We start from the raw sequence: 23,208 nt of genomic DNA, 5'->3' as shown, positions 1-23,208 counted from the left end.
TCGCACCTGCGCCCAGTAGAACTACATGTGGTCTGATCTTCTTTTATAAAAAGTATTTATTCGTCGTTTTTATGTTAAATAATTCTTCTTTGTCTTTTTCTGTTAACAAATCATCCGGATGTTTACTAGAATCCTGAATCCAATTAGCCTTATCCATAGCCCATTCATATTCATCTGTTGTTTCATCCAGCTCGGCAGAAATGTATTCCTTTATTAGTTTCGAGTAAAAATAGTTTATCGAGTTAATCAACAAATCCTCAGTTTTTTTACGCTCTTTTTCTCTCCGTTCTCTAAGTAATTCCCTCTCCCGTTCTTCTATCAATCTTTTTTCTTCCTCTAGGATATGCGCCTTTTCTTCTTCATCCATAATTGGCGGAAGCGAAAATATGTATAAGAACACCTTTCTTAATAAATCTTCAGTTGTCATAGCTTGCGTTTGTTTTATTAATTTTTCATGCTTGCCCCATTTACGCCAATACAACTTATAACCTACTTCAACATTTATTTTTCCTATTGTTTCATATTTAAATGTGTTGTAACGTGAATAGTCTTTATCCTCTGGGGATAATGTGACTTTTTTACAAGGAAGTCTAAATTTCAAACTGAATGTATACTTTTTATACAATACTTGTGTTTCATCATATTTACTAACGATTTTTGCTCCAGCCATTTCAAGCGCTTTAAATAAGCTATCAATGAAAGGTAAAACTTCTGGAATGATTTCACCCGAAGCAGAATTAATTCTTAATTTATCCTCTCTATATGATTGCGTTTTTCTACGGTATCCCACTATTTCTTTATGGGGTTTATTGGATAAAGTCTTATTAACCTTTAATGAGTTGTATATTTTAGTTAACTTTTCCTGGTCAGATTCTAGGTCAGGAAAATAGGACGGTTTTTCCTTTTCTATCTTCTTTGTAGGTGAAGCGACGCTCTTTTCTGTAGGAGGGCTACTGGACTTTTCTTTATTTACTGCAACTGTTATTTTTTTAGGTACCTTTGCAATTTGTTTTTTAGCTGTTTCAATGACAACTATTCGGTTATCATTTGGATTTGGTAGTGGTGGTTGGACTGGCTTCTTATTCCCCATATGTAAACTGCTCCAATAAGATGCTGTAGGTAATGGAATATCATTGCTAGCACATGTATTTTTCAATTTATTATAGGGTACATTTAACTCTTTAGCTGTTTTAGTGGTACCAATAGTCCATAGCTTTTCATATAAATCTTTTCTCGAGATTGATAGCATGATTTTCCCTCTCTTTATCCTTTGCTTCATTTTATATCTACAAAAGTTTTCGGTCAATTTGATACTCAAATAAGCCCATGTATGCATTAACATGGGCTTGGGTAGATTTATATTTCACATTTCTATTTGTCTCTCAATTCCTGATTTAAATTCAATAGTTAAATCGCTATTGTAAATTGTTACTTTCTCAATAAGCCGTCTTACTAACTGCTCATCATATTCCTCCAGCTCGCAGGATTGCTCATTCAAGAAATCAGTCATTTCAGCGATTCGTTGCCTTTTCTCTTCTCGCTCTGCATTTTCAACTAGTGCATTTTGCTTCAATTCTCGAAGGCGGTAAATTTCATCAGCCACATCTTCATAGTCATTCTTTGACTTTGCTTGTATTAGAAGCTGTTGTTGCAATTCTTCCAATTTGGGGGCGTCCAAAAAGCCGTGCATAGCCGGCATTTTGGACGCGAATGATGGTGTTTTGGCAAAATGTTTACGCCTCTAAAATACAGAGCTTTCTTTGAAAATACTAGAAACACAAGGTTTAGCGGTGCTTCTCCAAAATGAAAGAGAAGTAGCAAAAGTCCTCCTCCACATGCGATTTCTAGACAAAACCCTCTTTTTAGACAGCCCCATTATCATTTTCTTCATTAAATATAGTAGCTATATTTTTCTGTAACGTTGAGAGGAAGGGTTCTTTTTTAGCCAAAAGGTCGTTAATAGCCTTGACCACTGCTGTCTGCAATGTTTCCTCATTTATGGTAGGGGCAGTGCATTCAGAGTCCTTTTCCTCCAAACGGCTGACGCATCGCCAAACAATTGACTTGTAGCCTCGGTTATTCCAGTGTACCCGCCGATAAATATCACCGCACTGTCCGCAGTAAACGATACTCGATAAAGCATACTTACTGCTGTATACTCTCTTTTTACCGACCTTGCTTATCTAGTTCCAAACCTGTCTGCCAATCCTCATCACTAAACTCATCTTCAGCCTGAGCCTGTCTTTCCTTTGCAAACTCAGCTTTTACCGCTTCATCTTTTATAGCAAACTCGCACATTGCCACAAAAGACGGCATCCTACCAGGAGCCGTAGTCGTGGAAGCTCTATCATCTAAAGAGCCGAATTTATGAATACGAACAAGGTCAAAGGCATTAAGGAGCAGGCCGCTTGCTGGATCGGTGGCATGGTGGCTGTATGCAAATTTATCATCATAGATAATTACACCCGCACTACTGTCAGCTGGAATATAGTCATAGCGCCCTTCCATAGCAGATGGTGTATAAACGGAACCTAAGAATTTCTCAATTGCTTCATGAACGGAGTAAACACGACAGAAAGTTCCTACCACACCTTCTTTTAAAAGCGGATCTGCTTGTTCTTTAAGACTGCGATTAATAACCTCAGACTGCCTGATTGATACTGGCCAAGTTGATGTATCGTGCCAGTTTTCATATTTTGAAAGATAAACATCCGGGTCAAGTAATGCTCCATCCTGTTCTTCATAGACAAATTCACCATTAGAGGAAGTGGATGGCCAATACATAAGGCGATGGGCTTCATATGTCGTATCATCGAAAAGGTCAATACCAATCTCTTTTGCCACCATATGTCCAACAGCTGCATATTCTTCTTCACTGATCTCACGAACAAGAGGAACGATAAGTCTGAGTCTCGGATTTTCCGGTGTGTGCTTATGGGTGGAGTAAAGACAACATTTGAAATCGAAAAGCATACTGATTTGTTCCCAGATATCCGGTCTACCGTAATCCATATCAAGGGTAAGCAAAGAACGACACAGAACATTGCCCTTCTTTCGCCTTCCTTCTTTTAAATGTCCCCCGACAAAGCCGCCCACGTCTTTGATATCATCTTGTTGACCTTTTTTAAGTTTCCGATATTCTTCTACCGTTTCTGTAGTACGTTGAGTTGTCTTTACACGGGAACAAAAATCCTCCAGGATATATCTTTTTTTCCATTTTCTATCCATTCGGCTATTGCCTACTGCAATTTTCATAAGCTATCAACCTCCTCATGCTCCGGACTAAAATACCTGACCATTTGTTTGCGTTTCTTGGCTACTTCAATTTCCCTCGCCATACCGCTTGAGATGGTATTGCCCAGCACCCACACCTCGGAGCATTTGCCCATAAGCACGATGTCCATAAATATGGCAAGCTCTCGTTCCTCTGGGTTTTCATCATCCATAAACTGTGGAAACATAAGATGGGGAGCAATCGGAATACAGTTTTGGTCTAAGGCAAACCTGCAAAAACTGCGAGCCTTTTTAATGTTTCCTTCTACATCACCGGAATAGGGAGAACAGATATATACAAATGGCTTAAAGGCAGATTTTTTCTCTGCCTTTTCCTTTTTCATTATGTTGGTCAGTGCTTCATGGGGAGTTGGGTCATGGTATCCTTCGTGATTGAATTTGTTGATTCCCATTACACACCCTCCATTTCTATCTGCGGCAAAATACCATCCGCCTTCATCAGTTCGTAAATGAAGAGTCTACCTTTTTGAGTCCAGTATGTATGGACCTTTGTATGTTGCTGGCCGTTACTGCCAAGATAGCTATGTGTCTTGGTGCTGGTGTAGCCTTTTTCCGCATACTTCTGATATAAAAGCCAGATGCCGCCTTGTTTAAACTGGACACCCTTTTTATTAAGATAGCGATTCATCCAAATAGCTGACTTGCCGTAATCTTTGGCAATTGCTGAGGTGGAAATGAGGTCTTTGCAATTTAAAACTACATCGTAATAGGAGACTTTCGGTTTCATTTCTGCAATTTGCTGATTCTGAACGGCAATCGTACCTTCAAGCACTTTATTTTGTTTCCTTACTTGAGTTAGCTGTTGATTGGCAATCTGAAGTGCCCTTGCCATGATTGCTTCTGGGGAATTCCATCTTCTTTCTATTTCAAGAAAGTATTGGCGACACTCTTTCCCTTTTGGAGTACGCTGTATCATGCATAGCTCTTTTGCCATGTCAATTGTTAACTGATGGTCAATGCTTGGTCTGCCTCCAGTACTTTCGCTCAAAAATGAGCTAAAGTCTGATCCTTCCTCAAATCCGTACTCACACATTCTTGGAAACCAATCTTTATAAGCGGTCTTTACTTCCAAGGCTTCATGTAAATCACGACCGAGTACGGTTGGTCGTTGATTTTCATAATTGATTTTTACTAATTCGTCCATACGAATTACCTCCTGCAATCTAGTCAGAGGAAAGTTCCTCTACCTAATAGCCACAGGAGGTAATGATTGTTGAGGATTTTGAAAAAATAAATTATACATCCGGATTTTTGTTCGAAATTTGTGTATGTAAAATAGATTTAAAAGCTGATTCAGTAATTTTCTACTTTTACAAACGGACTAGATTGATGAACAAAAAATGGTAACGTAAACTGTAATAGGCCTATAGGATTTGGAGCTAATAAGAGAAGAGGAAAACAATCATTTTGGTATCATATTTTATCTATGACCTGGATGAGTAAGGTTGGTAGAGCCTCGAGGAGAATCAATTAAAATAAAAAATACAGAGCGAGAAATTCTCACTCTGTATTTTTTATTTTACATCATTCACTTATTGCTTTTACTTGATGTTATTTTACGAGTGGCTAAAGCTATGATTCCACCAACTGCAATAAATACAATGTCCAAAACGATTTCAAACCCTTGAAACGCATCAATATAATTTACTAAAAACCAACTTTTTCCCCCATTAGTCAAATGATTGATTAATCCGCCTATTCCCTGAATAATAAAAAGTAGACTGAGACCACTGATAATTTCTTTCATGATGAACACCTCTTTAATATTTTTTCTAATTTAAAATGCCTCTAAGACCGATATTAAAAAAAACTGCACCTATGACTCCTGTCGCTACCAAGAGCGAAGAGATTGGAGCTTCATTTAATTTTGACCTGATTTTAATAAGAAATTGTTGCAATCTTTCTTTAAATATAATATTAACCCCTAACAGTAATAGAGAAGGAAGCACCATTACTAGATTGTATCCAATTATTATTAAGATAGCAGGTGTAGTCTCAATTGTTTGATGATTCATTAAAAAGATTGAATAAAAGTAAGGCAATGCCGTTACAAATTCAATTAGGAAAACAATGATTCCTAGTATAATCATCCCTTTAATTGTTGTATTTTTGGGGATAAATGAAATTAAACGTTTTTTTGTAGTCTCTTTTGGTTTACTGAAGCTTATTAGAACAAGAACTGCTCCAAGTAGGATATAAAACCAATTGATAAAGTCAAACTGAGACAATTGTTCTATTCTCTTCAATAATGAATTTCCACCAAAGTAGAGTAATAAACCCGTGATGAAATAGCCTAACTGCGTGATGAATAAAAACACAAATAAACGAGAAGATAACTGATTCGGTTGTGTCAGTAATAAATAGGCTGTTACAGTCAGTACACCGGGACTTAAAATATCAATTAAAGCACACAAAGAAATAATCATTAATGCTGAAGAAATGTCTAATGATGAAGAAGGCATCAATGCTTCAATAGTTTCGATCAAACAAACTAGTCCTCCTTTAAATGTTGTGGTATTATCTATTTAACACACCGTGCTATAAAAAGATAATAACACACTGTGCTAAATAAAGGAAGTGATTTTTATAATGCCAAAAATTGTTGATCATGATGAAAAGCGCAAACAAATTGCTGAGGCTGCATGGAATATTATTAGGAAAGAAGGGGTTGAGAAAGCGTCTATACGAAGAGTTGCAGCTGAGGCAGGGATGTCTTCTGGTGCGTTAAGACATTATTTTTCAACTCAAGATGAAATGTTATTATTTATTATGAATTACTACTTAGAAGAAGGGAAAAAACGTTCTCAAAATAAAGAATGGTCAGAAAACCCAGTGCAGGCAGTAGAAGAAGTTTTATTAGAGCTAGTACCAATAGATGAAGAAAAGAAAATTGAAACGAGTGTTTGGTGGATTCTTGCATTACGTTCACTTACAAGTGATACAATAAAGGACAAAAAAGATGAAATGACGGACGGTACATATGAATTAGCAAATTCAATGATTGAAATCTTAGCTCTAAAAGGCGTATTATCAGATTCAATGAATGCAGAATTAGAAAAGAGTAGGTTAACGGCATTAATAGAGGGATTGTCGATTCATGCTTTATTAAGACCTGATGTATACTCTCCAGAAAAGGTGAAGGAAGTTATTCGTTATCATTTAGAGACACTCTGCAATAAAATCAATTAAGCTAATCGGTCGATGTATCAATTATTGTCCCATTTGTTTTTAATAGATTTAGTCTTACCCCTTGATTTATTATTAACTTTATAGAGAGAGGAGTCAAAATCGGTTCTTTCACTATATTTCTTCAAGATTCGAATTTTAACCCTTTATTCCACAAAAATGGAGCGTTTATTAAACAAACAAGATAGCACGTACCGGTCATAAAATAAGTGCTATCCTGTTTTCATTATTTAAAAATTGAAGGTCTTTTAACCTCCTCCCACACGATTATCCGATTACCAATTAATTTAATCTTTTTGATAAAACTGACACTCATAACCATCAGCACTAAGCAACAGGCCATTTGCCCATGTTGGTATCTTAGCCATCTGTTCACAGATAGCGGAAAGTGACGTCCCCATATCTGCCTCGATGATAATTTCATCGTGTACATGAGCCACAATGGAACAATTCTTTAATGTCTGCATGGCATGACACAAGATGTCACGACTGATTGCCTGAACAATATTCTCTACAAATTTTGGTCCATAGCTTTCGATTCTATCCCATTTTTTCGTCCCACCGACCCCTTCATAAGTAACCGACTCACCGCCAAACATATTCTCTCCCATACGAGGTTTCACATAGGCAAGCCGTCTGCCAGAAGGGAGGACAATGAAGAGCATCCCGCTTTGATAGATAAATTTAATGCCGTGTGTCTCTGTGGGAGTTTTTTGCTTAACACAAGTTTTTACTGCCCGGTCAACATCCCACCAGAGTTTTGTGATATTGGGATTGGACTGTCTCCAAGCCGTTACAAGCGGTTGTAGTTCCTCTTCTTCAATTCCCATCTCCAAAGCACCCATTGATTTTAATGCTCCAACAGATCCGCCGTAACCGAGGGCAAGTTCAGCGATTTTTCCTTTCTGACGAAGATGGCCATTCAAACCATGCTTTTCAACAGGTACACTAAACATTTGAGAAGCACTGGCACAGTAGATGTCACCACCATTTTGGAATACTTCTATTCTCCATTTTTCGCCTGCAAGCCAGGCAATGACGCGAGCCTCAATCGCTGAAAAATCTGCAACGATGAACTTCATGCCCTCTCGAGGTATAAAAGCAGTACGAATAAGCTCTGATAGTGCCTCTGGGATAGAATCATAGAGTAAAGTAAGAGCATCAAAGTTTCCGCTTCGAACTAAAGCACGAGTCTGTTCCAAATCGGGCATATGGTTTTGTGGGAGATTTTGCAGTTGAATCAGCCTGCCAGAGAATCTTCCTGTTCTGTTGGCTCCGTAAAACTGAAACATTCCTCTTGCACGACCGTCACTACATACTGCGTTCTCCATTGCTGTGTATTTTTTCAACGATGATTTCGCAAGTTGCTGACGAAGTTCTAAAACAGTGCCTAGTGGTTCAGGTGCTGTTTTTAACATCTCAGCAACAGCTTTTTTACCTAGGGACTCTGTTTCTAGCCCATTGTCGGCAAGCCAATCTTTCATTTGTTGCACAGAGTTTGGATTCTCTAAATTGGTTATATCCTGCATTAAAGCCATCAGCTTTTCACGGGAATGCTCATCCATCTCGACAGCCTGTTTTACGAAAGTCATGTCAATGGCAATGCCGCGATCATTGATTTCCTGGTCGATATGATATTCCTCCCAAATGGTCCCAGGCATCGGAAACTTGGATAATCTCTGCTGTATTGACATCTCAGTTTCCACATCACGAAGGTTATATGCTTTAAACCGCTCCCATTTTTCCACGTCATGTTCCGGCAGATTACGAACTCGACCGCCATTTGATTTAGTAGGGGAGCAGGGAGTACAGAAATATTTAATAAGGTCTTTACCTTCAGTCAATTTTTGCTTTTCTAAACCTAAAACTGCACCGACCCCCTCTAGCGAAAGCGGAAGTCCCATATATGCCGTCCATATCATGGAGCATTTCCAGGATAAGGGGTCAAGATATTCAATAAGGTTAAGCCACTTTGATAGACACACACGCTCAAACATTGCATTGAAAGCCCACTTGGTAACGGAATCATCCATAAGTGCGTTTATAATTTCATCTGGGATTTCCTCCCCACTGGCAAGGTCAACAACTTGTACTTCGCCACCGTCCACCGAATAGCCAAATAGTAGAATTTCAAAATCATCACTTTCGGCATAACGGTAAACCCCAGACTTTTGAAGATTGGCACTACTAAACGTTTCAATATCAATAGAAATAGAATTCATGTATAACCGTCCTTTCCAATGCAAACGAGGTGGCAGAAGAACAACCTCCACCACCTCGTTTGTATTTATTTTTTATGCTAGAAAATCATCATCTTCAATCGTTGTGAAGTCATCGGCCGCATTGGTTCTTCCGCCTAAAGGCTCTCCATCTCTTATCTTCTGGATGTTGCCAAGACCACACGCTACACCCTTATTGCCATTAGAGTTAAAAGCATAGAAATTCAGGGATACTCTTGCATAACAACCACTGTAAACCTCGTTGCGATCCAGGATAGGTCTGACTGCTTTATCTACTATTTGGGGTGGGGTCTTGCTGTTGGCATTTACAAAATAATGCCCTTTATAAGCCTCGTCATCACGTTCTACGTCACCGTCTCGAAGTGGCAGTTTGATAGTAGCCTTATTAGGCTTTTTACCACCAAACTTTACAAGGCCCTCTTCAATGGCTGCATCTACTGCTGCATTGATAGCATTGATGGTTTCCTTATCTGTTTTGGGAATCAATACGGATACGCTGTACTTTTCCGCTCCGCCATTGATGGATACCGGCTCCCAGCCGTGAAAGTAACTAAGACGTGTGTTGACGCTTGTAACAACCTTCGTTCTGTTTTGATTATTCATATTCCTATTCCTCCGTTATCTCGTTAAATTCGTTTTTTACGTTTGATAGTTTCATAGCTGGCCGCTTATCCGAATTTAGAACCAGCGTTGGCTTGCCTGGTGGTTTATGTATGAGACCACCGAGAATTTGCTCAAATTTCTTTTTGCCCATCAGCTTCTGCATTTCCGTTAGGGTAATGAGACTCTGACGATAGATATCCTTATATCCGCTTGCTTTCGCTGCTTCAGTTACAGCTTCTTCGTCCTTATATTTGCGGACAGACCTGCCCTCGACTACCTTAAAACCATGCCACTCTTTCCCGTGATTAACGGCAGCATCCGTGGCATAAGCAATGATTTCATTGGCCCACTTTGTAAGGTCGGACAATTTAGAGAGAACTTCCTCAATTTCAGAATCTGTAAGCAGCGGTGGCAGTTTAAATTCCATCTGCGCTAATTTCAGCTTTTCTTCTGCTCTTGCACGGCATTTAACAGCCGCTCGGCAGAATGTACACCATTCACCTGGAAGGTAATCACCTTCACCTTCATAAGCTTTTTTGGCCTTTGGTCTCAGTTCGTTTTCTGCCCAGTCTTTTAATTCCTTTACTGGGATTGTCCATGTGCTGACATTTTCCCTGCGTGGCTGGAAGATGGTCATGGAAATCTCCTCGATGTCATACAAGCTATCGTAGATTTCCAAAGCACCAAGGGCATATAATTTCATCTGCGGGTTTTCCACTGCATCTACCAATACACCCATGCCGTACTTAAAATCGATAATATGAAGCTTTTTATCGCCAATGATGATGCAGTCACCAGTTCCGAACCCCTGTGGTACATAGCGGGAAAAATCTAGCCGTTGCTCAATAAGTATTAACGGGTCTGTACAGCTTTGTTTTGCCAGTTCAAACTGCTCCACTACAAATTCCACATAGGCATCGCTGTGTTCTTCCATCTCATCGGTGTTATAAGCCGAGACAGGGCGCTTACTCCTCATGTGAAGTGCTTTTTTAAGTTTATGTTCACAAAGAGCATGGGCGGCGGTGCCTTCAGCAGCTGCATTGGATTCGTTATTTTCAAATTCTAGTTCCAATCTTGCAGATGGAAGGCAATTCAGCCACCTATGGGACCCCGATGCGGAAAGTACTGCGTGATCACTCATTACCTAGTACCTCCGCATCTTTCAACATATCTGCATAATGTTTCGGGTCAACTTCACTTAATTTAGAGCCACCGTATTTTTGGATGATTTCTCTCACTTGGGCAGTAAGACCGACTTGACTCTTCTCAGCGAGTTTTGCTCTGACTTCTTCCAGAGTAATCTCCTTTTTCTTTGGCTTAGGCTCTTTTACAGTTGTAGTTGGTTCTTTATCTTCGACAGGTTCATTGCCTGCCATTGCATCAGCAACCGCTTGTATACTGTCTGCCAAAGAGCGCATATCGGAAACCACATCAAGAAGTAGTTTGATTTTGCTCATGGTTTGATCCTCCCTCCTTAATCTCACTAATGGCGAGTTCCTGTACGGTGTCACCCGGAACAAGAATAGTAAGTTTCTGCTTATCACCAAGTAAGAAACGAAGGAAACGCTCCCTTATAGTGACATTACGGCAAGTTACAATTCCGCCAGATTGTGGAGTTTTTGAAACACTGATTTTCAAGTTGTGTTTCATGTTCTTCACCTCTTTCTTGAGAGCGTTTATGTGTTGCCCTCTATCTATTAGCCGTGGCAAGAGGGGAAAGTTGAGGATTCTGGAAAAACTTTTTTTAAATTCTTCTTAGCGGTAGCCAAGCGATGTGAAATAGCACTTTTACTTACACCCACACTTTTTGCATAGTCGGTCATTGTCATGCCATCAAGATATACAGCAATAAAAGGTTCTGAATGTTTCGGCTTAAGAATAGAACGAATAATCTCACAGCAATACTCATACTCTTCTTTTTTCTCACGAGTCTCTTCATGTGTGTTATCAGAGAAATAGTCCATATGATCCGTTTCATCTACAGCTTGGTCATCTTTACGGAATGGCTTCTTTGGCATCCCTCTGTTTCTATCAAACTTGTGCCAGTTATTGTAGTCAGGCTTGTTAAAACGCTCGTCCATAATCTCCTGTGGCGAACGGCGAGTTACCGTTTCCTTATCCTCGGCACAGGATAGCCTGTCCTCGTAATCTGCATCAATCATTAAGGTAAAGTCCTCGTCTGGTACCTCCAAATAGGTAGGTTTGTTGTCGTACATAATTCTAATTTTCATTTTGCATCCTTTCCGCCGGACTGCATTGGCGGCAAAGGATACAAAAATAGGTCTGTGCCTCGAAGTACACAGACCCTTTGTACTGAAAATGAGCGCAACAAGGTAAGGTACTTCTATTGCAACGCATAACAATCCTAAACGGACTGAAACGTAGCAATATGTATCCTTTGCCCTTATTGCAAATCAGGCATTTGATATTTTTTATAGCTGGTAAGCGAACGAGTTTTTCTTTTTTGCTAAAAGTAAGCTTGTCTTACCATCTATTTAAATTTTATTAATTTGGGCATCTGAAATCCTCAGCTGACACTCTGCTGATACTCCGCTGATACTCCGCAAATCTTTTTCATTTTCACCACGACAAAAAAACTAAGCATTCGTAAAGAAATACTTAGTATTTTTAGATTATTGATTGAAACACGCTTAGTAAATTGCTATAATAGTAAATACGCATTAATAAAAACCATCCAATAGTGCTTGGAGGGCGTTAAAAATGGCATTTAGTTATAATAAACTATGGAAACTTTTAATTGATAAAAAGATGTTGAAAAAGGATTTGATGGAAAAAACAAATTTAACTTCAACAACGTTAGCAAAAATGGGTAAAGATTTACCGGTAAGCATGGATGTGTTAGGAAGAATATGTAAGGCTCTTGAAGTTAACATAGGCGATATTGTTGACTACATCGATGATGATACTCCGAAGAAATAAAACTATTGAAGGAGGCGCAATGTATGAAAAAGTTATGCTTTGGTACTTTTGCAACAATTTTAAAGAGATGCAAGGCTAAAAGAATTTCACAAAAACGATTGTGTGGTACCGTGCTGCTTTCTATTGCGCCTACCTATGATATTACCGGTGAAGATGGTACCGTTTCAGATTTAATGTTAGGTAAGAAAAATTTATCGCCTGTAGTAACCGATACCGCTCCTAGTGCAGACCCTCATGCTATCTCAGATTACTTTAAGCAAAACATTCTCCAGATGCTGGATAGTAATAAGAGGAACCTAATCGTTTTAGCCTTGAAGGACATTATTGCATCTGATGACTCTATCAAGCCTGATACAGTTGTTGAATTAGTAAACAGCATGACAAAGGAAGATATCATAAAACGTAATGCCTTTGTATTAGAGGACTTGCTTGCAGGCATCCTACTTTATACAGTGCTAAACGTCGAAAATCGAAATTGTGAAAGTAGTGTTCGCAAGATAACAAATGAATACATACAGTCCTTTGAAGATAAAAGATTAGACATAAGCCTTATTAATACATATAGTAATTTGAATCCTGAGACTGCTTACGAAATTGCGATTGATGCCCACTCTCTCGTATTGCTTGCAGAAACAGGGGGCAAATGCCAAAAGTGCGGAAGAGTTTTAGGTATAAAAAAAGAAGGCAACGACATTAACTACGCTAAGGTCGTTCGCCTTTCAGAAACTGATGAAGTGCTTCTGTGTGTTGAGTGTGAACGTGAAATCCAGAGTGCATCCGAAGAAGAGAAATTGGCTTTGCTTTCGGACAAGCGTGACTTGGAAAACCTTATGATAGCAAGGGATGCTACTTCACGATATACACTGGAAAAACAAATTGAACAAGTACTTCGGGAAGTCGATTTAATGGATGTTACCGATGATACCCAGCTAAAAATCGAGCCTGTTAAGGTTGAGAATAAAATCACCGAAAAACGGTTGAAGGATCGGGTGCTTTTTGATGTTCGGCAGTTATATGAGGGGGTAAACGATTCATTATATCGTCTAGCAGGTGAAAACAAATTGAACGTTGATAAATTTGCAAAAAGCGTTAGACGGATGTACGAAGATGCAAATGAATCTGATATACCGCAAAGCACCATTTACTATCTGCTTGTTGAAACATTGTTTGAAAAGACAGGCCGCAAATACAGAGAAGCTTGTGGGATTATTATCTCCTACTTCGTACAAAGGTGTGAGGTGTTCGATGAGATTACCAAATAAAGTAATTCCCTATACTAATAGCGTTATTGCTCTTTTCCCAGATATCTTAGAGGCATTGGCACAACAGGACATGTCCCCTAAAGAATTGTTTGAAATAACAACCTTTGGTAAAAAGGACTTGGCTGATTTCCTAAGTGCTTTAAACTGCTTGTTTGCATTAGGTAAAATTGAATTAATTGAAGAAGGGAGGATGCTTCGCTATGTTAAAGGAAATTCAATGTGATAAATTTTCTCCGGATCATCGAGTTATCCGGTTTAATTCAGGCCTAAATACAGTTTTAGGTAGCGCAGGTGGTAGCAATGCAATCGGAAAATCAACCTTTCTATGGATTATAGATTATGTATTCGGCGGTGAAAGCTACTACTCCCTAACTGATGATATAAAAAAGGAAATAGGTTCGCATATCATCTATTTCACTTTCGAGTTTAATGAACAGCCATACTATTTCTATAGAAGTACGGATGATCCTAAAAATGTATATCGGAGTGATGAAGAGGGCCATTTCATTACAAAATTATCGCTAGAAGATTTTCGGAAATTTCTGTTTCAGGAATATAAAATTGGGATTCCTTCCCTTACATTTTCAGAAATAACCGAGCGTTTTTTCCGTATCTATGGCCGTGAAAATACACTTGAAAAGTATCCGTTACTTGTAAGACCTCGTGAACAGGATGAAAAGGCTGTAGATTTTCTATTAAAGCTATTCGGGCACTATAGAATTCTTGCTTCCATAAGAAGTATGGAGGAAGAACTCGGAATTAAGTCTTCACAACTTAAATCTCGCCAGCGCCAAAAGGTTGACATAGAGAAAATCGAGAGTAACCAAAAAACAATAGAGTCGTTAAGGAATAGACTTCAAAAGCTAATGAAAAATAGTGAAGAAGCTCAATTAGCCTTGTTTGGATTCGACACTCAGACGTTTGAGAGAATATCAGCAATTCAAAAAGAGTTGAATAGCTTTGTTCGCAAGCGTAATCGACTCCAATCACAGCTTAATGCTATAAAGAGCAATATTGCTGATAACAAAGTAGACACCGCAAGTGAATTTGATTCCTTGGTACATTTTTTCCCAAACACTAATATAAAAGCTTTTGAAGAGATTGAATATTTTCATAAGAAAATTAGGGAAATTCTTAGCGAAGAAATGGATGAGGAAATCGAGCGACTGCAACCACTAATCGGTGAATATGACAAAGAGATTGCGCGCCTTAATCTAAAAATCAAAGAATCTGGTCTTGCGAAAGAGATGTCTGAGAGGGTACTATCCCAGTGTGTTAATGTGTCTAAAAGTATCGATAAGCTTGAAGAAGAAACAGCTGAGTTAATTCATCAAAAGGAACTTCAAGAAACACGAGCTGAATCGGAACAAATACTTGAACAACTGTTGTTGCAACAAACAGAAAAGTTGGAGGAAATACAAGATGACATAAATCTGCGCATGGAAATAATAAATGGCGTAGTAACTGAGAGACAGGAGACCGCTCCTCTTTTGTATATCACTCCCCAAAAGGGAATCATCTTTGAAACACCTAGCAATACAAGTGAGGGAACAGCATACAAAAGCCTTGTTGTGTACGATTTAAGCATACTTGAATTACGGCCTATCCCTGCACTTATCCATGATTCAAATATTTTAAAGCGTATCGAGGATGTTCATCTGGAACGCATATTGGAGCGTTATCAGACTAGTAAACGTCAGGTTTTTATTGCATTTGATAAAGCTGACTCTACAACTACAAAGGCTCATAAAATCTTAGAATCGACAGCAATCTTACGCTTATCTGACGGAAATGAATTATTTGGTCGTTCGTGGAGTAAATACGAATCGAATGACTATTAACATAGGAGGATCAAAAGAAATGGCTGCAATTGATGATTTACTGCGTCAAATTCCAGACACTTCCTTGCGTAGTCGCTTGGAACAGGAATTTGCCCGCATTTCAAAAAATAAAAAATTTGGACTTGTATTTGAGGAGCATATCCCAGAATCTACTCCTCTTTATGATGTTCCTATTAAACGTGGTTCGACAGTCTCATTAAAAACCGGCCGTATTAATGATGTATATACGGTATTGAAGATAGATGGTGATTCTGCCATTTGTCATAACAAATCAACAGGCGATATAACGAATATCCCATTTGCAGAGCTAGTCTCGGTTGCGCAGTTTGGTGAGCCTATATTTCCTATGCTCCAGCCTATCGCCTCTGTAGAAAATGCTCCTGATAGTAATTTGTGGCATACTCTCATCGAAGCGGACAACTACCACGCTCTCCAGTTACTGGAATACCTATATCCAAAGCAGGTAGATTGCATATACATTGACCCTCCATACAATACGGGAGCAAAAGATTGGAAATACAACAACGATTATGTGGATTCATCTGACAACTGGCGGCATAGCAAATGGCTTTCCATGATGCAAAAACGACTACGGCTAGCGAAGCGAATTCTAAATCCCGATACAGGTGTATTAATAATCACTATAGATGAACATGAAGTGCATCACCTGAGAGTGCTATTAGAAGAGTTATTTCCGAATTTCTATGTACAAATGGTGACTGCAGTAATAAACCCAAAGGGAGTAACGCAAGGTCGTTTTTCGAGGGTGGAGGAATATATTGTATATTGTTTTGCTCCTAACGCGTTTGTTGCTGATAGCGATGATAATCTGCTAAACCCACCTATTCCCAACAGAAAACCACGCTGGAAAGGTTTACTTCGTTCAGGAACAGATGCAAATAGAAGTGATCGTGAAAGTATGTTTTACCCTGTGCTGATTGATAGCGAACGACAAGCTGTTGTAAAAGCAGGTAATTACCTACCATTATCAGAATCACCAGTTCTAGGAGAAAAAATTGAAGGATTTGAAGTTGCATGGCCTATTAGAAAAGATGGTTCATTTGGAAGATGGAGTGTTGGTAGTGATACGTTAAATAATCTAATTTCAAAGGGATATGTAGCTTGTGGTAAATACGATTCGCAACGTAAAACTTGGGGAATTTCCTACATAAGCCAACCTAATCAGCAACAAATTGAACGTGGTGGTATTCGCATTGTTGGTCGAGACCCAATTACTAATGTTGTGAATATTGAATATGCTAGGGACGATACTCGTGTAATCAAAACAGTATGGCATCGCTCCTATCATGACGCAGGCGCTTATGGTTCTGACTTAGTTTCAAGTATTGTTGGTCAGTCAAGAGCCTTTTCCTTCCCTAAGTCACTTTACTCTACTAAGGATGCACTCAATGCGGTGGTTCGAAATAATAAAAATGCACTTATTATTGATTTTTTTGCTGGAAGTGGTACAACTCTTCACGCCGTTAATCTGTTGAACGCTGAGGATGGTGGTCACAGAAGATGCATTCTGGTCACCAACAATGAAGTTTCAGTTGACGAGGCACGAGACTTACGGAGAAACGGTTATCAGCCTGGCGATCCTGAATGGGAAAAACATGGGATTTGCCGTGCGGTAACTTGGCCGAGGACAAAATATAGTATAACAGGAAAACGTGCAGATGGCTCTCCACTCACCGGAGAATACTTTACCAATAAAACCACCACAAAAGAAGAAAGTCGCTCGTTCTATCAGCTTGCCTTTATGGAAAACCCATCAGGACTAACAAGCACTGCAAAAAAACAGCTTATTGCCTTACTTCGCGATAAAGAAGGAAAATCACAACTACCACAAACGCTGGTAATAACGGATAGCAAATTTATTGTTTCGGATAAACATTCAGCATCGATTCTTTTTGACGTAAATGCGGTCGATGAGTGGTTAGATTCACTAGAAGATCAAGAACATATCACTGACTTTTACATAGTGGTAAAGGAAGCTGCAGTATTCAGGCGAATCAAAGCACAAATTACCGACTTGCTTGGGCCAATTAGTATTACATCACAAGTGAAGCGCCCCATTAATGAAGGATTCTCTGCCAATGTAGAGTACTTTAAATTAGGGTTTTTGGATAAAAATGGCGTTTCACTTGGTCGCCAATTTAGTGAAATATTGACGCTCCTTTGGCTCAAAACTGGAGCAATTGGCAATCGTCCAGAAGTAAATTCTAATGAGGAACAAGAGATGCTGATACTCCCGCAAAATGGTTTTGCTGTTCTAGTTGACGAAACTAAATATGCAGATTTTGCAGAAATCCTTTCGGGAGAAGATCGCATTAAAGTGGTCTATTTCGTAACTAACTCTGAGGAAGCTTTCCGTGAAATGACTGCAGGAATAAAAGTAAGTAACACGTACCAACTATATCGTGATTACATCGATAACTTTGTATTGGGGAGTAGGAGGGATTCATAAATGAGAGATACATTATTTCCATTCCAGGAAACGGCTCTTGCCGAATTGCACGAGAAGATTACCAAAGCACATGTGATGTGGAGTGTACGCGATCCGCAAGTAATTTCCTTTTCCGCACCTACAGGTTCAGGAAAAACTATTATCATGACGAAACTTTTTGAAGAAATTTTATATGGAAGTGAAGATAAGATCGGTGAACCAGATTCGGTGTTTGTTTGGCTTTCCGATTCCCCAGAACTTAATGAGCAGACAAGGCTGAAAATCGAAGGTAAGTCAGATAAAATCCCTGTGCGAGACCTAGTGACTATTGATTCAAACTTTAGTGCTGAGTACTTCGAAGGCGGCTGCGTTTATTTTCTAAATACACAAAAACTTGGTTCTGATAAGCTACTGACTGGAACGTCTGATAAGAGACAGTATTCCATATGGGAAACACTTACTAATACTGCAAAGCGTAACCCTAAGCAATTTTATGTAGTGATTGATGAGGCACATAGAGGAACTTATACATCCGTTCAAGCAGAAAACAAAGCTCAGTCAATTATGCAAAAATTTATCAAAGGAAGTAAAGATGACGGGCTTATTGTCATGCCTTTAATTATCGGTGTGACCGCAACACCCCAAAGATTTGATAGCTTGATTGCTGGAACGACATCAACAGTTCAAAAAGTTATCGTTCCTCCTGAACAAGTTCGAGAATCTGGTCTTCTGAAAGATAGAATCATCATTCACTATCCAGATATTCAGCTAAGTGCAGATATGACTATGTTTAAAGGTGCAGTAGATAATTGGCGTAAAAAATGCACTCACTGGAAGACTTACTGTGAACGTGAAGATGAGAATATGGTAAACCCTATACTTGTTATTCAAGTTGAAGATGGGAATGATCGTGTAGCAACCCACACTGATTTGGGAGCTTGCATCGATTTACTAGAAGAAACGCTAGGACGCAAATTACAGCCTGGAGAAGCGGTACATACTTTTAATGACCGTGGTACTCTTAAAGTACGTGACGTTGAAATTCAGCAAATCGAAGCCTCCCGAATTCAAGAAGAAGAAAATGTGCTGATCGTGTTTTTCAAAATGAATCTTTCCACAGGTTGGGACTGCCCGCGAGCTGAAACGATGATGTCATTCCGCAGTGCCCAAGACTATACTTATATTGCTCAGTTGCTAGGACGTATGATACGTACACCTTTGGCAAGACGGATTTCTTCTGATGCTGAACTCAACAGTGTTAGCCTATTTCTTCCATATTTTGATGAAGAAACAGTAAAGAACGTTGTTAATGCTCTACGTGACAGTGAAGCGATTATGCCGACAGAAACAGGAAGTAATAAGGAGCTTGTTACACTCGGACGAAACCTAGAATATTCTGATGTTTTTGATGCGATGAATGATAATCTCATCACCTATCGAATAGATTCAGCCCGTAAGCAGGCGCCACTTAAATTGTTAATACAGATTTCCCGTGCATTAACCATGGACGGTATTGACTTGGAAGCCCAGAAAATTGTCAAAAACACAGTGTTGTCAAAAATGGACGAGGAGATTTCACGGATAAAAGAAAGTGGAGACTTTGACACCCGAGGAGCGTCTATTTCTGGATTTGCTCTTGGCACACTGATATTTGAGTATGGAGACAACGCCTATTCATTTGATGAGGCAACTCAGACTATGACCGTATCTGAATTCGATATTTCACGACATTTTGAACAAGCTGGTAGATTGCTGGGAGAAGGATTACACAAAGAATATTGGATACGCCATAGTACCCGTGATCATATCGATGTAAAAAAGGAAATTATCGTTCTTACAAATGATACCGATGCAATGGAGCGGATAAACACATTTGCGGAGGAGGAATTCATTACATTATATGAAAATAACAAGAGAGCCATCTCACGACTAAATGAGGCACGTAAAAATGTCTATGAAAGATTAACTAATGCTTCTGTACAACCGATATCTGTACCATGGATATTACCAGATTCAATCGATTTTTCTACACCAGATAATAGCAGTAAATTTGAGCAACACCTTTATTGTTCTGAGGATGGCACATTTGAAACATCACTGAATCCATGGGAAAGCGGAGTTGTTACAGAAGAGCTTAACAATAGTGCTGTATGCTGGTTACGTAATCTTGACCGCAAAAAGTGGTCACTTGAAATCCCTTACGAAGTGAGCGGTGTTACCACTTCTATGTTCCCTGATTTAGTGATTGTAAGATCTGATGCACAAGGTTATGTTTTTGATATTCTAGAACCACACGATCCCAGCCGCAAAGATAATTACCCTAAGGCAGTGGGTTTAGCAAAATTCGCAGAGAAGCACTGGGATATATTTGGCAGGATTCAGCTTATCCGTCTCAAAAAAGGTGTAGATGGTCGTGAACATTTCTATCGACTAGATATGGGAAAAACAACGATTAGGAATAAAGTTCGTGGCATAACATCAAACGAGGAACTTGATAGAATTTTCGATACAGATGCTGTACGAGAAGATTAAATAATACATCTATACTGTCTCCTCAACCTCAACAAAAAATCTAATCTGTCAACTCGACCCTATCGCTTTCAGGGTAGTTGATATGTTTACTCAATGAACAAAAATAAGGGTTTCCAGACATTAGCGTCATCGGCAAAGTTGCCGTGAGAAAAATGCAATGTCAGGAAACCCTTTATTTATCAGTGCTTTGAAAAGTCCTATTTCTCCACCCGTGACATCAAGACAACACACTCAACGTGAGTACTATGCGGAAACATATCAACAGGCTGAACTTCCTGTGTTTTATAGCCGCCATCCTCTAAAATGCGCAAGTCACGGGCTAAAGTGGCAGGGTTGCATGATACATAGACAACGCGCTTTGGTTTTTGTTCGATAATTGTGTTTAATAGTGCTTCATCACAGCCTTTGCGTGGTGGGTCAACAACGAGCACGTCTGCCTCCTTGCCTTCCTTGTACCAGCGTGGAATGATTTCCTCGGCTGGACCTGCTTCGAAGTAGGTATTTGTGAAACCATTTAACTCAGCATTGCGCTTAGCATCTTCAATCGCCTGTGGCACAATTTCTACACCCATAACTTGCTTTGCCTGCTTTGCTAAAAATAGCGAGATTGTTCCGATGCCACAATATGCATCAATGACACGCTCATTGCCTGTTAGCTGTGCATAGTCTAGCGCCTGCTTGTAAAGTACCTCTGTTTGAATCGGGTTTACTTGATAAAATGAGCGCGCTGAAATTTCGAAGCGTACATCTCCAATTGTATCTTCAATTACATCCTTACCCCATAGTGTAGTTGTTACATCGCCAAAAATAACATTCGTTTTATTTGGATTAATGTTTTGGACGATTGATGTAACATTTGGCAGTAGCTCCCGAATTTTTGCGACTGCTGCCTCCGCTTGTGGAAACTTACGTGCCATTGTTACGAGTACGACCATTACTTCATTTGTTGCACGCGCTTTACGAATCACCACATGACGTAGCATTCCTTTATGTTTTTCTTCATTATAAGGGGAAATTCCTAATGCGATTAATGCGTCCTTAAAGTCAGCCATTATGATATCCGCCTCAGCTGTTTGAATCAGGCAACGGTCCATATCGACAATCATATGTGATTTCGTTTTATAAAAGCCCGCGATAGGCATTGTTTCCCCCTGAGCAAAAGGAATCTGCGATTTATTACGATAATGCCAAGGCTCATTCATCCCTTTTACAGGTAATACTGGGGCGTCAATTTTGCCAAGGCGCTTCATCACATTTTCAACCATGCGCTGCTTCCATTTCAATTGTCCCTCATAAGACAAATGCTGAAGTTGGCAGCCACCACATTGTGCAAAATAATCACAAGGGGCCGCCACACGCTCAGTTGAAGGTTCAAGTATATCAAGCACTTTCGCAAAACCATAGTTCTTCAATACTTTCAGCACATGTACTTGCACAAGCTCCTCTGGCAATGCACCTGCGATAAATAATGGGAACCCCCCAACCTTTGCTACCCCATTTCCATCATGTGTCAAATCCTCTATCGTAACTGTTAAACGGTCATTTTTCTTTACTGGTGCTGTCATTATATATCCTCCATTTCAATGCCTTTATTGTAGCATGCAACCTACTCCGACAAAAGAATTGTGTAAATTGCTAAATTGTGTGTAAATTGTTTGCGTGCCTGGCACCGAAATATAGTATAATAGAAATAGCACCTTTAGATTAACTTTCCAAGGAGTATTGAGTAAAATGGCTGTATTAATAATCGGCTCCCTTAGTAATGATGTCCTTAGACTACAAAAATATTTCAAGCGTATAGAACTAATGAATATCCATTGCTTTACAACAGCTGAAGCTGCGATTCAATTTGACCATCTGTTCTTAAAAGATGACATACAAGTAATCGTTTATGATGCCAAGTTAACTTTAAACAATTGTGAAGAGCACTGTCAGAAAATTGAGGCTTTAAAGGAGTGGAGTGGTGCGCCTATCCTACTTTCTACCTCCTATGAAAAGCCGATAATTCTTGACAGATTGTTTGAAGTGGGCATTTTTGATTTTATTTTAAAGCCGTTTGACTTTACTCACTTTAAAACACGTGTTCATGTAGCATTGAAATATTACGCAGAGACAAGGCTACGTAAACAGCATCAATATAAATTAGCAAAAGATTTAGCAATTGCAAAAAATGTGCAGAAAAATGCCTTACCTCCAGCGTTGACTCTACCTCATATTGAATTAGACGGGATATATGTTACTTCGCAGTCGCTTGGTGGCGATATGTATTGTTGGTTTGAGCTGAATGATGATTTAACAGCCGTTATTTTATTTGATGTAATGGGACATGGCATTGCAGCATCGCTTATTACAATGTCTATTCGCTCCTTATTAAAAGGTATAATAACGAAGCTAATAGACCCCGTGTCGGTGATGAAGGAGCTTAATGCTCAAATTTATGAATTATTTTCTACAGATGATTTAGACAATTTTTTAGTAACTGCAATTTATATGTTAATTGATAAAAAAAATCGCACATTGCAATATGTTAATGCCTCTCATCCCGCAGGTGTATTATTCGGCAAATATGGAGAAACCGTTGCGTTAGCAGCAAACTCACCTATTCTTGGGCTATTTCCTGCTATTCAAGTAAAGGCAAAGCGAGTGCGATTAACGGGCTGGCATCGAATTATTTTATATACGGATGGACTACTCACTTTACATGATGACCAAGAGGTCGATTTAAGCTTCTTCCATTCCTACGCATCTCAAAATAATAGCTATGCACTGCAAAAATTTGCTCAAAAATATGAATTAACAGACCAACAATTCGAGGACGATGTAACAGTTGTTTCAATTACAATTACATTATAGGTGTGGTG

22 protein-coding genes and 1 pseudogene are annotated in these 23,208 nt (G+C 39.2%); 8 read left to right on the top strand and 15 right to left on the bottom strand.

Going from position 1 to position 23,208, the window contains the following annotated elements:
• Window positions 1–43: 43 nt before the first annotated feature.
• The 8 genes and pseudogenes from MHH70_RS14825 to MHH70_RS14790 form a co-directional block, all read right to left on the bottom strand.
• A complete protein-coding gene (locus MHH70_RS14825) occupies window positions 44–1,249 on the bottom strand; it encodes a hypothetical protein (protein WP_342471844.1) in 1,206 nt (401 codons plus the stop codon).
• Between the two features lie 114 nt (window positions 1,250–1,363).
• Window positions 1,364–1,666: pseudogene (locus tag MHH70_RS14820) on the bottom strand (recombinase family protein); the annotation flags it as partial.
• A 196-nt stretch (window positions 1,667–1,862) separates the two neighbouring features.
• The gene (locus tag MHH70_RS14815) at window positions 1,863–2,129 is read right to left on the bottom strand and encodes a zinc ribbon domain-containing protein (RefSeq protein ID WP_342473214.1); all 267 of its coding nucleotides are present in this window, start codon (window positions 2,127–2,129) and stop codon (window positions 1,863–1,865) included.
• Between the two features lie 37 nt (window positions 2,130–2,166).
• Window positions 2,167–3,255, bottom strand: coding sequence for a virulence-associated E family protein (locus MHH70_RS14810; RefSeq protein ID WP_342471843.1), 1,089 nt, complete (start codon window positions 3,253–3,255; stop codon window positions 2,167–2,169).
• Window positions 3,252–3,686 carry a DUF4406 domain-containing protein gene (locus MHH70_RS14805; protein WP_342471842.1) on the bottom strand — a complete coding sequence of 145 codons (435 nt, stop codon included), beginning with the start codon at window positions 3,684–3,686 and terminating at the stop codon, window positions 3,252–3,254. The genes MHH70_RS14810 and MHH70_RS14805 overlap by 4 nt, the downstream gene beginning before the upstream one ends.
• Complete coding sequence (locus MHH70_RS14800) at window positions 3,686–4,438, bottom strand: phage antirepressor Ant (protein ID WP_000344037.1); 753 nt, start codon at window positions 4,436–4,438, stop codon at window positions 3,686–3,688. Before MHH70_RS14800 ends, MHH70_RS14805 begins: the two co-directional genes overlap by 1 nt.
• 384 nt (window positions 4,439–4,822) lie before the next feature.
• Window positions 4,823–5,041: a hypothetical protein gene (locus tag MHH70_RS14795; RefSeq protein WP_000658732.1), complete on the bottom strand. Its 219-nt coding sequence runs from the start codon at window positions 5,039–5,041 to the stop codon at window positions 4,823–4,825.
• 25 nt (window positions 5,042–5,066) lie between these two features.
• Window positions 5,067–5,780, bottom strand: a complete 714-nt coding sequence (locus MHH70_RS14790; RefSeq protein ID WP_015926217.1) for a GAP family protein — start codon at window positions 5,778–5,780, stop codon at window positions 5,067–5,069.
• A 103-nt stretch (window positions 5,781–5,883) separates the two neighbouring features.
• Between MHH70_RS14790 and MHH70_RS14785 the strand changes: the two genes are divergently transcribed.
• Window positions 5,884–6,483 carry a TetR/AcrR family transcriptional regulator gene (locus MHH70_RS14785; protein WP_015926218.1) on the top strand — a complete coding sequence of 200 codons (600 nt, stop codon included), beginning with the start codon at window positions 5,884–5,886 and terminating at the stop codon, window positions 6,481–6,483.
• Window positions 6,484–6,767: 284 nt separating this feature from the next.
• On the opposite strand, the gene MHH70_RS14780 is transcribed toward MHH70_RS14785, so the two are convergent.
• The 6 genes from MHH70_RS14780 to MHH70_RS14755 all read right to left on the bottom strand — a co-directional run bounded on the left by MHH70_RS14780 (window position 6,768) and on the right by MHH70_RS14755 (window position 11,554).
• Entirely contained in the window at window positions 6,768–8,702 is a 1,935-nt protein-coding gene (locus MHH70_RS14780) for a DNA polymerase (RefSeq protein ID WP_342471841.1), read from the bottom strand.
• Window positions 8,703–8,774: 72 nt separating this feature from the next.
• Entirely contained in the window at window positions 8,775–9,323 is a 549-nt protein-coding gene (locus tag MHH70_RS14775; protein ID WP_342471840.1) for a DUF2815 family protein, read from the bottom strand.
• 4 nt (window positions 9,324–9,327) lie between these two features.
• The gene (locus tag MHH70_RS14770) at window positions 9,328–10,464 is read right to left on the bottom strand and encodes a DUF2800 domain-containing protein (RefSeq protein ID WP_342471839.1); all 1,137 of its coding nucleotides are present in this window, start codon (window positions 10,462–10,464) and stop codon (window positions 9,328–9,330) included.
• Window positions 10,457–10,780 (bottom strand): rRNA biogenesis protein rrp5, encoded by a 324-nt coding sequence (locus MHH70_RS14765; RefSeq protein WP_342471838.1) that lies wholly within the window; start codon window positions 10,778–10,780, stop codon window positions 10,457–10,459. Before MHH70_RS14765 ends, MHH70_RS14770 begins: the two co-directional genes overlap by 8 nt.
• Window positions 10,755–10,973, bottom strand: a complete 219-nt coding sequence (locus tag MHH70_RS14760; RefSeq protein ID WP_063442190.1) for a hypothetical protein — start codon at window positions 10,971–10,973, stop codon at window positions 10,755–10,757. The genes MHH70_RS14765 and MHH70_RS14760 overlap by 26 nt, the downstream gene beginning before the upstream one ends.
• Before the next feature lie 47 nt (window positions 10,974–11,020).
• The gene (locus tag MHH70_RS14755) at window positions 11,021–11,554 is read right to left on the bottom strand and encodes a sigma-70 family RNA polymerase sigma factor (protein WP_342471837.1); all 534 of its coding nucleotides are present in this window, start codon (window positions 11,552–11,554) and stop codon (window positions 11,021–11,023) included.
• Between the two features lie 490 nt (window positions 11,555–12,044).
• Between MHH70_RS14755 and MHH70_RS14750 the strand changes: the two genes are divergently transcribed.
• Genes MHH70_RS14750 through MHH70_RS14725 form a run of 6 tightly spaced genes read left to right on the top strand, consistent with a single transcriptional unit; the run spans window position 12,045 to window position 20,347 of the window.
• A complete protein-coding gene (locus MHH70_RS14750) occupies window positions 12,045–12,263 on the top strand; it encodes a helix-turn-helix transcriptional regulator (RefSeq protein ID WP_188497529.1) in 219 nt (72 codons plus the stop codon).
• A gap of 23 nt (window positions 12,264–12,286) precedes the next feature.
• On the top strand, window positions 12,287–13,525 hold the full coding sequence (locus MHH70_RS14745; protein ID WP_342471836.1) for an ABC-three component system protein: 1,239 nt from the start codon (window positions 12,287–12,289) through the stop codon (window positions 13,523–13,525).
• Window positions 13,509–13,748 carry an ABC-three component system middle component 7 gene (locus MHH70_RS14740; protein WP_342471835.1) on the top strand — a complete coding sequence of 80 codons (240 nt, stop codon included), beginning with the start codon at window positions 13,509–13,511 and terminating at the stop codon, window positions 13,746–13,748. Before MHH70_RS14745 ends, MHH70_RS14740 begins: the two co-directional genes overlap by 17 nt.
• Complete coding sequence (locus tag MHH70_RS14735; protein ID WP_342471834.1) at window positions 13,726–15,366, top strand: DUF2326 domain-containing protein; 1,641 nt, start codon at window positions 13,726–13,728, stop codon at window positions 15,364–15,366. Before MHH70_RS14740 ends, MHH70_RS14735 begins: the two co-directional genes overlap by 23 nt.
• A gap of 19 nt (window positions 15,367–15,385) precedes the next feature.
• Window positions 15,386–17,836, top strand: coding sequence for a site-specific DNA-methyltransferase (locus tag MHH70_RS14730; RefSeq protein WP_342471833.1), 2,451 nt, complete (start codon window positions 15,386–15,388; stop codon window positions 17,834–17,836).
• On the top strand, window positions 17,837–20,347 hold the full coding sequence (locus tag MHH70_RS14725) for a DEAD/DEAH box helicase family protein (RefSeq protein ID WP_342471832.1): 2,511 nt from the start codon (window positions 17,837–17,839) through the stop codon (window positions 20,345–20,347).
• Between the two features lie 197 nt (window positions 20,348–20,544).
• Here MHH70_RS14725 and rlmD read toward each other — a convergent pair whose 3' ends face one another.
• On the bottom strand, window positions 20,545–21,912 hold the full coding sequence (gene rlmD, locus MHH70_RS14720; RefSeq protein WP_342471831.1) for a 23S rRNA (uracil(1939)-C(5))-methyltransferase RlmD: 1,368 nt from the start codon (window positions 21,910–21,912) through the stop codon (window positions 20,545–20,547).
• Between the two features lie 166 nt (window positions 21,913–22,078).
• Between rlmD and MHH70_RS14715 the strand changes: the two genes are divergently transcribed.
• On the top strand, window positions 22,079–23,200 hold the full coding sequence (locus tag MHH70_RS14715; protein WP_107943603.1) for a SpoIIE family protein phosphatase: 1,122 nt from the start codon (window positions 22,079–22,081) through the stop codon (window positions 23,198–23,200).
• The last annotated feature ends 8 nt before the right edge of the window (window positions 23,201–23,208 follow it).

Source organism: Metasolibacillus sp. FSL H7-0170, assembly GCF_038593115.1.
GTDB classification, from domain to species: Bacteria; Bacillota; Bacilli; order Bacillales_A; family Planococcaceae; genus Metasolibacillus; species Metasolibacillus fluoroglycofenilyticus.
This window is presented reverse-complemented; position numbering and strand designations above follow the sequence as displayed.

What these genes read in the sequence shown, in the direction of transcription:
- MHH70_RS14825 (WP_342471844.1), bottom strand. Translation starts at nt 1,249, where the DNA reads ATGCTATCAATCTCGAGAAAAGATTTATATGAAAAGCTATGGACTATT.
- MHH70_RS14810 (WP_342471843.1), bottom strand. Translation starts at nt 3,255, where the DNA reads ATGAAAATTGCAGTAGGCAATAGCCGAATGGATAGAAAATGGAAAAAA.
- MHH70_RS14805 (WP_342471842.1), bottom strand. Translation starts at nt 3,686, where the DNA reads ATGGGAATCAACAAATTCAATCACGAAGGATACCATGACCCAACTCCC.
- MHH70_RS14800 (WP_000344037.1), bottom strand. Translation starts at nt 4,438, where the DNA reads ATGGACGAATTAGTAAAAATCAATTATGAAAATCAACGACCAACCGTA.
- MHH70_RS14795 (WP_000658732.1), bottom strand. Translation starts at nt 5,041, where the DNA reads ATGAAAGAAATTATCAGTGGTCTCAGTCTACTTTTTATTATTCAGGGA.
- MHH70_RS14785 (WP_015926218.1), top strand. Translation starts at nt 5,884, where the DNA reads ATGCCAAAAATTGTTGATCATGATGAAAAGCGCAAACAAATTGCTGAG.
- MHH70_RS14780 (WP_342471841.1), bottom strand. Translation starts at nt 8,702, where the DNA reads ATGAATTCTATTTCTATTGATATTGAAACGTTTAGTAGTGCCAATCTT.
- MHH70_RS14775 (WP_342471840.1), bottom strand. Translation starts at nt 9,323, where the DNA reads ATGAATAATCAAAACAGAACGAAGGTTGTTACAAGCGTCAACACACGT.
- MHH70_RS14770 (WP_342471839.1), bottom strand. Translation starts at nt 10,464, where the DNA reads ATGAGTGATCACGCAGTACTTTCCGCATCGGGGTCCCATAGGTGGCTG.
- MHH70_RS14765 (WP_342471838.1), bottom strand. Translation starts at nt 10,780, where the DNA reads ATGAGCAAAATCAAACTACTTCTTGATGTGGTTTCCGATATGCGCTCT.
- MHH70_RS14760 (WP_063442190.1), bottom strand. Translation starts at nt 10,973, where the DNA reads ATGAAACACAACTTGAAAATCAGTGTTTCAAAAACTCCACAATCTGGC.
- MHH70_RS14755 (WP_342471837.1), bottom strand. Translation starts at nt 11,554, where the DNA reads ATGAAAATTAGAATTATGTACGACAACAAACCTACCTATTTGGAGGTA.
- MHH70_RS14750 (WP_188497529.1), top strand. Translation starts at nt 12,045, where the DNA reads ATGGCATTTAGTTATAATAAACTATGGAAACTTTTAATTGATAAAAAG.
- MHH70_RS14745 (WP_342471836.1), top strand. Translation starts at nt 12,287, where the DNA reads ATGAAAAAGTTATGCTTTGGTACTTTTGCAACAATTTTAAAGAGATGC.
- MHH70_RS14740 (WP_342471835.1), top strand. Translation starts at nt 13,509, where the DNA reads ATGAGATTACCAAATAAAGTAATTCCCTATACTAATAGCGTTATTGCT.
- MHH70_RS14735 (WP_342471834.1), top strand. Translation starts at nt 13,726, where the DNA reads ATGTTAAAGGAAATTCAATGTGATAAATTTTCTCCGGATCATCGAGTT.
- MHH70_RS14730 (WP_342471833.1), top strand. Translation starts at nt 15,386, where the DNA reads ATGGCTGCAATTGATGATTTACTGCGTCAAATTCCAGACACTTCCTTG.
- MHH70_RS14725 (WP_342471832.1), top strand. Translation starts at nt 17,837, where the DNA reads ATGAGAGATACATTATTTCCATTCCAGGAAACGGCTCTTGCCGAATTG.
- rlmD (WP_342471831.1), bottom strand. Translation starts at nt 21,912, where the DNA reads ATGACAGCACCAGTAAAGAAAAATGACCGTTTAACAGTTACGATAGAG.
- MHH70_RS14715 (WP_107943603.1), top strand. Translation starts at nt 22,079, where the DNA reads ATGGCTGTATTAATAATCGGCTCCCTTAGTAATGATGTCCTTAGACTA.